Below are 9857 nucleotides of genomic sequence, written 5' to 3' on the forward strand. Positions count from 1 at the left end.
TAAGCGGTAAGTTAGGCTTTAGTGAAAGTGGAGGTAGTCAATTGATGATACCAGAAGAAAATCGTGTATTTATTAAACATCCAACTGGAGGAGGTGCAGCTGCGCAAGCTGGGCTTGATTTTCAAAACCGTATTGCTGCATGGGCTTCAGCGCTTATATTAGCCGAACAAAATGCAACTCTTGCTTTTGATTTACCTGCAAATGTTATTTTGAAATTTGTTCGTTGCGAAACAGAACAACCTATTGATGACATAATGCTGGGAACTTCTGATAGCGGATTTATATTTATTCAAGCAAAACACTCAGTGAATCTAAGCACAAGAAATGATTCAGATTTAGCGTCCACAATTAAGCAATTCATACGCCAATTTATAGCTAATAAAACCGGCCGGATGGAAAGACCATGGGAGCGTCCTTTAAACCAAGAGAATGATAGATTAGTTTTGGCTGTCGGCAGTAGAAGTTCTTTATCAATACGTGAACATTTAAAGACAGTGCTGAATAGGCTTCGAAAACAAGTGACTGGCCAGACTATAGAAGATGCAGCGAAAAATCAAGATGAAAATCAAGCGCTTATTGTCGTTAAGAATCACATATTACATATCTGGGATGAAGAGTATAAAGAACAGCCCACTGATGATGTCGTTAGAAAATTGCTTTCACTTATTTGGGTTATTACATTTGATGTGGATCCGGGTGGAAGCAAAGAAACAGAAGCTAAGAATTTGTTAAGGACTGCTGTATTGCGAAACCCTGTTGAGGCTGATACTGCATGGAATGTTCTAATTCAAGCATGTGCAAATTTCGTTCGGAACCAAACAGGAGGGGACAGAAATTCTCTGCAGAAAATATTATTGAATGCAGTTATTGATTTAAAAGCACCTCCGAGTTACCTAAATGATATCCAAAAACTCAGGCAATATACAACTGACACTGTCGAGCAACTGGGAGATCTCTCTATAATTTCTGTCGGCAATTCAGTTATTAAAATAAACAGAGGCTCTACTATAGCATTAAAGTCTGTTATTGAAAAGCAGTCAATTGTTGTTGTGGGCGAGCCAGGAGCAGGTAAATCAGGGGCCCTTCATGATTTGGCCAGAGAATTACAGTCGGGTCAGGCTGATGTTATTTTCATTGCAGTAGATAGGATTGAAGCTCAGAGTATTGGTACAATAAGAAATGAAATTGGTATTTTCCATAATCTGGATGAAATTATGGAAAATTGGCCAGGACTTAAACCAGCTTTTTTAGTAATTGATGCGCTTGATGCAGCACGTTCCGAGACAGCAATAAAAACCTTTCGAGATTTAATTTCAAAGATAATAAAGTTAAATAACAGGTGGAGGATTGTTGCTTCTATTCGTAAATTTGATTTGCGATATAATAAACAACTACAAGATTTGTTTATAGGCAGTCCTCCAACAGGATATACAGATACTGAATTTAAAAATATTTACCATATTAACATTCCGAGGCTGGATGATGGAGAAATCAAGCAAGTTAAAGAACAATCAAGTGACTTGGCTGATTTAATATATAAAGCGAATCCTGCTTTAAGTGAATTGCTTCGAAACCCGTTTAATTTGCGATTAATGAGCCAATTGATTGGCCTACGAATTCCTATTGATGAACTATCTATTATTAGCAAACAAAATGAACTACTGGACAGATATTGGATTGAAAGGATTATACGGACAGATTCATTTGGGGATGCGCGCGAAGCCATTTTGAAAAAGATATCGCAAACTATGGTTAGTAAACGTTCTTTAAAGATTAACCGTCTTGAACTTGATATTGCAGATTCTTCAACCAGTTTGATTTTAAATGATCTTTTAAGTATTCAAATAGTTACTGAATATCAAACTACTACAGATGAAATACCTGATAGGTACACTTTAACATTTTCACATCATGTTCTTTATGACTATGCGATATCACGCTTGATTCTTAGAGTACCTGATGAGGACTTTATAAATATCCTGATTCGTGATAAAGAGCTTTTTCTATCAATCAGACCGAGCCTTGTTTTTCATTTCAAACACGTATGGTTAAAAAATCCAAGTAGGCAGCCTTTTTGGGAGTTAGTTCTTAGAATAATATATAATGCAGAGATTCCTGAAATTGGTAAACTGATTGGTCCCAGCGTAGTCCCAGAACTTGCGAAAAGAATAAATGATTTTAGCCCATTATTTGTTTTGCTGGAAGAAGATGATGTTAACAAAGTATGTGGTGTTGAAAAAGCTTTTACACATGTGATTGGGGCACTACTGTCAATACCTGAGAAATCCTATGATAGTTTAGTTGGAGATGGATCGGGTCCATGGGCTGAATTTGTTGAGTATTTGAGTGAAAACATGAAGCAATCCATGGCGGTTATTATTTGTCCATTGATTAGAACTCTTTGTGATAGATCACAAAAATTTACGGAAAGTCAATGTGGATTAATAGGTAAAGCCGCAAGGCGTCTTTTGGCATTTGCTTGGGAATCTACTAAGCACAATAACTGGATTATAACAATTGCCATACAAGCTGTCTGCCGGACATATAGCAGTAATAAAAAAGAAAGTGGTGAATTGATTCGTAGATGTATTGAAAAGGAACATATGAAATTGCATTTTGCTGAAGAATTGCACTGTTTGGTGAGAGAAATTGGAAGCCTTGCTGAAATGGACATCACTTTAGTTGAAGATATTTATAAAGCTATATTTACATTCAATGAAACCAGTGAAGAAAAAACACAGATTGGAGGCAGCCGCATTATTGCTATGACTTCTACGCGTAAGCAAGATAAAGAAATGCTAAATTTTGCGCTTGCAGATCAATTTAGTAGATTTCTTGAAATTGGACCGATTAATGCATTTAGAGTACTGATTGTTGCATTGTCCGATTATGTAAACGAAGAACATCATCCTAGTACAGAGTCAGAAACATTTGAGTTTTATGGAATACCAGCACAAATCAGAAGTGATTACAGCCACATTTGGGATGACGGAAATACATATTATCATGATGAGCCCCTTAAAATGCTTGACGAAGTTGAGAAATATCTTATAAGTGGTGCACAAAAAGAAGGATTTATTTCTTTGTTAAGAGATATTATAATGGTAGTGGCTTCTGAGAACAGTTTTGCAGTTTTGTGGAAGAGACTTTTACAATGTGGTATAAAAGAACCAAGTATAATTGGTCTTGAACTTAAATCACTTGCTTGGACCAAAGCAATCCTAGAATGTGATGATACTACGATAGCAGCCGGAAATTTTATTACTGCCATATATGAGTTTCTTTCTGAAAAAGAAAGAGGATTTATTGAAAAGTCGATTGTCACATTGACGAAAGATGTGCCCAACAACGAATTGAAATACAGAGAAATAGAACGTAATAGATTATTAGGATGTATACCGGAACAACTTATTATTTCACAAAGTGTTCGATTAATTTTAGATGAGTTAAAGAAAAATGATTCAATACCTCCAAACGAACCTAAATTCAAAATGACATCCATTTCTGGTCAACCATATGGTGAGGAGGAATATTTGGCAGATAAAGGAGTCCCAGTTGAGAAGGAAGGAAATAAATCAATTAGGACTATTGAACAACCAATTTATGAATTTTCACGGGAATTTTTAAATGCAAGTCCATCTATGGAAGCAATCCAAGCTATTTTCCCAAATATAAAACAGCTTCATGAAGTATTGTCTATTGCTAATACGAATGATGTACATCAGTTGCAGTTGGATTATGCATGGGGGACATTGGCTGAAGCTTGTGCACGCATTGCCTCATCAAAACAATTGGCTGATAATCTTGATATTGCAGGCTTCACAAAAGCGGTTCTTCTTCAAGCCGCAACTAATCCAGATCCGATTCATGAGCCCAAAAATGATAAGCATTTTGATGAAAGTCCATCATGGGGATCTCCTGCGCCTCGCATTGACGCTGCCAGAGGCTTAATGCTTCTTGCTTGTTACCCAACTTGTGTGGACAAGAAATTGAAAAAGACAATCATTTCCTTATCCAAAGACAAGGTGCCAGCAGTAAGATATCAGATCGATACACACTTGGTAACTTTATATAACACCGCTCCGGCAGCAATGTGGGACATTATTGAAGATGCATGTGAAAACGAGCAAAGCAAAGGGGTTCTCAATGGACTTCTTTCAGGTACTCTATATAACATAGCTGGAGGAAATGCTGACCGAGTTTCTAAATTAGTTGGAAAGATTTTTAGTAGAATAATTGATGGACCAGGAGCTGATTCAGTACGGCAAACATGTGTTATTATTTTTCTTAAGCTTTATTTGTGGCAGGATAACGATTTTTGTAGAAATATCATTACCAAAATGATTGAGAATTTAGGGGATTATTTAAAAGAGATCCGTAGTTTAGTTGTTCATACCAGAGAATTATTGACTCTTGGACTTGTTAACCCAAGTAATTCTGAACAGGATGCAGTACGAAAAAGAGCATTTATTATTGTTGAAAAAAGCCTTGGTGCTGCGTTGAATAAATTCAATTCAATTAAAGAAAGCAAATTTAAAGCTGAAATAGAATTATCACAAGATGAGGAAGAAGAATATAAGCTTCTTGCACAATTAATTGACACAATTGGGACAGATATTTATTTTGCTTCAGGAGCTTATGATGAAAGTTTGAAAAAAGATGAACAAAATAGAAAGGTTCTGTCTGCAGATGTTAAGGAGCGTTTTTTACTTGAGGCAGATAACTTATTGAATTGTTTGTCTAGATTTGGAGTTTTTCCAAGTACTACACATTATCTTCTTGAAACCTTCGAAGCTTATATTCCGGTTAATCCCGTTGAAATATTTATGAGGATTGGAGTATTATTAACCTCTTCTCAAGAAGGTGGATATCAATACGAGTCACTTGCTGCTGACTTATTTGTTAAAATAATTGAGCGATATTTTGCTGAGTATAGTTGGGTATTCCGAGAAAAGAAAGAATGCCAACGCACTTTATTTGAGATACTTGACATCTTTGTTAATGCAGGGTGGCCTAGTGCCAGACGTCTCACCTATAGGCTGGAGGAGATCTATAGATGAGCCAAACAAGAAATGCAAATGAATTTTTAGAAAAACTCAGAGGTATAACCGGAAGATACATTCGCCTTTACCGAAAAAAGATTGAAGATATTCGGGTACAGTATGCTCAAGTAAATGCACGCCTTATTGATGATTCACTTGAGGCACATGCAAGACAATATTTCATTAATGAATTACTTCAAGCCCTCAATTGGCGTCTTAATTATAGTCCTACTGATGGAATGCCTAATATGATGCTTGAAGCTCCAATCCGATCTGATACAAACGGAGAAATAAAGTTCTTAGATTATCTGGGTTTTGAAAATGGATGTGAAAAGCCTTTAATGATTATTGAGGCTAAAAGACCCAACGTAGCATTACCTAGTCCTGCCAATGAAACATATGTTAACCGCAGTCCTGTGGAGTTGATTACTTGTGGATTAAACGGGGATATGAATGCTTTAACTGGTGAATGGAACAAAAGGATAACAACTCTCCGCGACTATGTTTGTTCACTAAATAGTAGAAGCAACCATATTCCGAAACGAGTGATCATGACCAACGGTGATTGGCTGATTGTTTTTATAGATCCCACAAATGCTTTCATAAATGAAAGACAATGTAATTCCAATAACATATTATTTTGGACAAGTCGTGAGGATATTGAAAATCGCTATATAGGTCTTTTCAATGCAGTTGAATATAATGCTGTGTTGGATAAAAATAATATTATTTCACTGGAGGAACTGGCATTCCAAATCCACCCCACATCAATCGACAAAATATTACATGGAATACGATTAATGTATTATGAAGAACCACAAATGTATTTGGACGTAATGCCTCAGATAAAAATAGCACCAGTACTATTTATAGGTGCTAAATTTGGATCATGGTTTATGATTGATCAACAAAACGACCAAAATGTGTTTGCGTTGCCACATAAATATGAAAATCTTAAAGGGCATTTAAATGATATGGAAACGGCAGCCGCTTCAATGCTTAATGATTTGATTAGAATTTTACGATTATCAATAGATACCACCTCCATAGTATCCCATTATGGTTCACAAGAGAATATAGACTCTTTAAAAGTGGTTAAAGAGATACATTCTGATTACCGGAAAACTGATTATATTATTGTAACTGGACAAGAAACACATTATTTAAAGGCGCAGCCTTCGATTTCTGAATGCCCATACCATGAATGGAGTGCTTGTCAACAACAAGGTTCAGCCATAGACAGATTAATAATTAAGAGATCAATCGGAGAACCCAAAGCTTTCTTTATTGACAGGGAGTTACATCACTGTGCACACCGAGGAGTATATATGGCAAAATCAAGTAAGATATCTGACCAAAATAGAGAACTATGTGGGCCAAGGAGTGGGGCAAGCGGTTGTGCTTTTTGCGAAATATATTCGATTGAAAATCTTTTATGTTGCCGTGCATGCTTCTTAGAAGAGATTTGTACAAGAGCAGAGGCGTTTGTACTTCCTTGCAGACAAAATGGAGAGTAATAACATTTGAAAGGTGCTGTTTGCTGACCTTGCCCCATTTTATATAGATGACTTAGGAAGGCAAATGAAAAATGTTAGGATTATACCTGCAATACCCAAAGAGAATAAAAAACTCAGGGTTGCTGCCTATTGTAGGGTCAGCACATCCGGACCAGAACAATTGCGCAGTCTTGATATTCAGATAAAAACCTATACCGAGATGATACGAAGCCATCCCGATTGGATTTATGCAGGAGTATTCTATGACATCGAAAGTGGGTTACGTCGAAGCGGCAGAATAGGGCTGGACAAAATGCTCAGGAAAGCGGCGAAAGGCAAAATCGGTTACATCATCACAAAGTCAATCAGCAGGGTGTCAAGAGATACCCTAGAGGTTTTAAAGATTATAAGATTTTTAAGAGAGCGAGGAATCAATATGCATTTTGAAAATGAGAAACTGGATTCGATCAATGTGGAAAAGGAATTTGAGATTACACTGAAGGGTATGCTGGCACAGGATGAAAGCCGGAATACAAGCGAGAATATCCAGTGGGGCTTTCAGCGCAAGTTCGAAAAGGGAGATATCTTTACGAAGTATAAGAATTTCATGGGATATGAGTGTGTAGATGGCGAAATAGTTATAGTGCCAGAGCAGGCAGAGGTTATATGGAAGATATTTGATTTATATCTGCAAGGCCTGTCATTCGGACAAATAAAGTCTTTTCTTGAATCTCAGGGGATTAAAACTGTAACTGGCAAGGAGACCTGGGATGCAAAAACGATCCAGAGGATGTTAACCAACGAGAAATACAAGGGAGATACAATGCTGCAAAAGACCTTTACCGAGAAAGATTTTATGACTGGTAAGAAGAGCAAGAATATCGGCCAACGGAACAAATATTACGTGAAAGACAGCCATCCCGCCATTGTTTCCGCCGAAGTATTTGACATGGTACAGGAGGAAATGGTCAAGCGTTCAAGGTTTGTCCGCAAGAAGGATGGCTCTGTAGTAGCCGGCGGAAAATATAATGGTAAATACCTTTTGGGGAATTTGCTTGTGTGCGGTGCATGTAAAGCACCTTATCGGAGAAGGACTGAACGCGGTAAGGTTGTCTGGCGTTGCGCTACAAGGATCGAAAAAGGCAAAGATGCCTGCCCACACTCCCCTACTCTGGATGAAGGATGGATGCATGATACTCTGGGCGTGGCCATTTGCCAGAATGGAGCTTATGATGAAGGCATAATCAGAAATGAGGTTGATAAAGTTCAAATCTTTGATACGTACATCATGATTTACTATAAAAATTGTACTAATACCCAAATGCTTTTTTTAGAAGGCCTTTCAATCAAGAATATGTAGAAATTTCCAAGAAAATGCGCTATAATGTAGATAAAATTAATATAGATATTTTTCATAAATAAGGCGTTTGTAGAAAATTCTGCTAAATCATATGTGAGGGCATTATAGGCCATTTACGATACGATAAATAGGCTGTAGTGATTTGTACATATGATAAATTTAATTAATATCTTAAAAGCTGGTGAGTTAGTATGGCAAAAAAAAAGAATAAAAAACAGAATAAAGTAATTAAGAAAGTTAATCGTTCAATTTCAGAAATAGAAAATAGTAGAACCGGCGGACAAGTTGCCCTTATAGGATACGAATATCAGGTTCTTTATTCGAGCTATTTGCTTTTGAGTTTTCTAATAAGTGAAGACAGAAAGGTACGATTAGAAGGAATTGAAGACATAGATACTTATATAGCTAGTAATGATGAAAAGATTGAACATGTTCAGTTAAAATATTCAAAGGATAAGCAAGATGCAAGCTTTTTAAAGGGTATTCTTAAGAACTATTTAGAAGTCTATTTGTTAAATAAAACTAATGATAGCAGATATTTTACATTAATATATGATTTTGATGTTGCAAATGGTGGCTTAAGTCAGATTATTAATGGCAAAATGGATAAAAAAGCTAAAGACTATTGGACTTCAATAATTGGTGATATAAAAAAAGAAAATACTTTTTGGGATTGGAATAGTTTTGATATAAATCATTTCTTTGGGCATCTCAAATTTAAAAATATCAAGAAAATTGAATTAGTCAAAGACATAGAAAGAATATTAATAGAAAAATACGAAATAAGCACTGGCAATGAAAGTTTGTATGTTAATGGATTATTCTATTTTTGTTTTGAGAAAATGAGGGAAAGAGAATATATTGATTACCCAGAACTTATAAAACGGATTCAGCAAATAAAAGATAATATTGATAAAGGAGCGCAGAATCCTGCTCATAAGTGGATTGAGAAAATTGATTTTGATAACCTGGCTAAAAGAAATGATGAATTTGATTATTATGAGGGGAAAAAAGCAGAACCTGTAGATATTGTAAATCAATTACCTGTAAGAAGAGAGATATTAGAAAGAAAAATTGTGGAATCCATAAATGAGCATGTAATTACAGTAGTTAAATCTTCAAGTGGACAAGGTAAGACAACCTTAGCATGGCAAGTTGCATATAATTTAAGGGATATGTTTACTATTTATAAGCTCAATTGGTGTAATGAAACAAAGGAACTTGATAATATTGTAGAGTATTTCAAATCTCGAATAAAAATCGGTGAAAAAATATTAATTGTTTTTGACAACCTGGATATTCAATTAAAAGAATGGAATACTTTAGCACAGTTTCTTTCGAGAAAAATATCTATTAATTATAAATTGTTAGTAACTACAAGAGAAGATGATTGGTATTCATTTTCCGGTGACCCAACAAATCTTAAGGATATGAAAGTTATAGATATCTCACTTGATATAACACAAGCTGAAAAAATATACTTAAAGTTGAAAATGATGAATAAAATACATAATAATATAACCAACTGGCAAAGTTCCTGGGAGGCTGTTGCTGAAAAGGGGTTACTTATAGAATATATCTACTTATTAACCCATGGTGAAATGATTAATGATAGAATTACTCAACAGATTAAGAATATTCATCAAAACAAAGGAGCAGCTATTAAAATATCAATTTTAAGGCAAATTGCGCTTGCGGATATTATGGGTATAAAATTACCGGTTAAAGGCTTGATGGAGCAATTTTCTTCAGTTATTAGCGAAGATTTAGATTTGAATGAATTACTTAAGAGCATTGAGAATGAGTTTTATATTAAGATTACAGATAGAAAAGTATATGTCGAAGGCTTGCACCCGGTACGTTCTCAGCATATAGTAAATAGGCTTCACGAATATACTTCTGTTAGTGATACTGTTTTGAAAATGCTTAAAATTATTGATGAAGTATATATTTCAAAAT

At 35.4% G+C, this 9857-nt stretch carries 4 protein-coding genes; all 4 read left to right on the plus strand.

What is annotated here, in order from left to right:
• Positions 1–44: 44 nt before the first annotated feature.
• On the plus strand, positions 45–5060 hold the full coding sequence (locus CLHUN_RS18905) for an NACHT domain-containing protein (RefSeq protein ID WP_080066188.1): 5016 nt from the start codon (positions 45–47) through the stop codon (positions 5058–5060).
• A complete protein-coding gene (locus CLHUN_RS18910; protein WP_080066189.1) occupies positions 5057–6559 on the plus strand; it encodes a hypothetical protein in 1503 nt (500 codons plus the stop codon). Before CLHUN_RS18905 ends, CLHUN_RS18910 begins: the two co-directional genes overlap by 4 nt.
• A gap of 64 nt (positions 6560–6623) precedes the next feature.
• A complete protein-coding gene (locus tag CLHUN_RS18915; protein WP_080066192.1) occupies positions 6624–7898 on the plus strand; it encodes a recombinase family protein in 1275 nt (424 codons plus the stop codon).
• Between the two features lie 191 nt (positions 7899–8089).
• Positions 8090–9857: P-loop NTPase (locus CLHUN_RS18920; RefSeq protein ID WP_207559184.1), on the plus strand; the 1768-nt coding region annotated here is incomplete at its 3' end.

Origin of the sequence: Ruminiclostridium hungatei, from assembly GCF_002051585.1 — a bacterium.
Classification (GTDB): domain Bacteria; phylum Bacillota; class Clostridia; order Acetivibrionales; family DSM-1351; genus Ruminiclostridium; species Ruminiclostridium hungatei.